Consider the following 2,075-nt stretch of genomic DNA (forward strand, 5'->3'; position numbering starts at 1 on the left):
GGCGCATTGTCGGCTGCCCAGGTCGGCTCGCTCACCAACGACCAGATCGGTGGCCTGACCGCCGGTCAGATCGGCAAGCTCAGCAATGCTGCTGTCGCTGGCCTCAAGGCCACGCAGATCACGGCGATGACTGCCGATCAGGTTGCCGGTATCACCGCAGGCCAGAGTGCTCTGCTGACGGCTGCGCAGGTTGCAGGCTTCAGCGCCACGAACATCACCAAGCTGACCGACGATGCGGTTGCTGGCCTGACCACGAAGGCTCTCCCGAGCCTGAAGAACGAAGCGATCGCTGTTCTCAGCGACAGCCAGATCGGCAAGCTCAGCGCCGACCAGATCAAGGTGATGACGCCGAAGCAGGTTACCGCGTTCACGGCTGGCCAGCTCGGCAAGTTCACCGACGATCAGATGGGTGCTCTGACGGCAGCCCAGGTCGGTTCTCTCTCCGACACGCAGATCGTCGGTCTCTCGGCTGCTCAGATCGGCAAGCTCAGCAACGCTGCGGTGGGCGGTCTGAAGGCATCGCAGATCAGCGGCATGAGCGACACGCAGCTCGAAGGTCTGAGCGTTGCTCAGGCTGGCGCACTGACGGCGGCCCAGGTCGGTGCTCTGAGCGCCGACGACATCAAGAAGTTCTCCGACGACGAAATTGCTGCCCTCAGCCCGAAGGCAATCCCTGGCCTGAAGAACGAAGCAATTGCCGCTCTCACCGAAAGCCAGGTTGGCAAGCTCAGCACGGACCAGCTCAAGCAGGTCACGACCAAGCAGATCACCGCCTTCACGTCTGGCCAGCTTGCCAAGTTCACCGATGATCAGATCGGCGCATTGTCGGCTGCCCAGGTCGGCGCACTCACCAACGACCAGATCGGTGGCCTGACTGCTGGTCAGATCGGCAAGCTCAGCAATGCTGCTGTTGCTGGCCTCAAGGCTACGCAGATCACGGCGATGACTGCCGATCAGGTTGCCGGCATCACCGCAGGCCAGAGCGCTCTGCTGACGGCTGCGCAGGTTGCGGGCTTCAGCGCCACCAACATCACCAAGCTGACCGACGATGCAGTTGCGGGCCTGACCACGAAGGCTCTCCCGAGCCTGAAGAACGAAGCGATTGCCGTCCTCAGCGAAAGCCAGGTCGGCAAGCTCAGCGCCGACCAGATCAAGGTGATGACGCCGAAGCAGGTTACCGCCTTCACGGCTGGCCAGCTCGGCAAGTTCACCGACGATCAGATGGGTGCTCTGACGGCAGCCCAGGTCGGCTCTCTCTCCGATGCGCAGATTGTCGGTCTTTCGGCTGCTCAGATCGGCAAGCTCAGCAACGCTGCGGTGGGCGGTCTGAAGGCATCGCAGATCAGCGGCATGAGCGACACGCAGCTCGAAGGTCTGAGCGTTGCTCAGGCTGGCGCACTGACGGCGGCCCAGGTCGGTGCTCTCAGTGCCGATGACATCAAGAAGTTCTCCGATGATGAAATCGCTGCCCTCAGCCCGAAGGCGATCCCCGGTCTGAGCAATGAGGCAATTGCCGCTCTCACCGAAAGCCAGGTTGGCAAGCTCAGCACGGACCAGCTCAAGCAGGTCACCACCAAGCAGATCACTGCCTTCACGTCTGGCCAGCTTGCCAAGTTCACCGATGATCAGATCGGCGCATTGTCGGCTGCCCAGGTCGGCTCGCTCACCAACGACCAGATYGGTGGCCTGACCGCCGGTCAGATCGGCAAGCTCAGCAATGCTGCTGTTGCTGGCCTCAAGGCTACGCAGATCACGGCGATGACCGCTGATCAGGTTGCCGGCATCACCGCAGGCCAGAGCGCTCTGTTGACAGTTGTGCAGGCCGCAGGCTTCAGCGCCACGAACATCACCAAGCTGACGGACGATGCAGTTGCGGGTCTCAGCACCAAGGCAATCCCTGGCCTGAAGAATGAAGCCATCGCCGTCCTCAGCGAAAGCCAGGTCGGCAAGCTCAGCACCGACCAGCTCAAGCAGGTCACGACCAAGCAGATCACTGCCTTCACGTCTGGCCAGCTTGCCAAGTTCACCGATGATCAGATCGGCGCATTGTCGGCTGCCCAGGTCGGCTCGCTCAC

Annotated in this window: 1 pseudogene; it reads left to right on the forward strand. The window is 62.1% G+C overall.

Annotation, left to right across the window (positions count from 1 at the left end):
- A pseudogene (locus tag AB4Z25_RS29300) lies at window positions 1-2,075 on the forward strand (hypothetical protein); the annotation flags it as partial.

The organism is Rhizobium sp. RAF36, from assembly GCF_052114105.1.
Classification (GTDB): domain Bacteria; phylum Pseudomonadota; class Alphaproteobacteria; order Rhizobiales; family Rhizobiaceae; genus Rhizobium.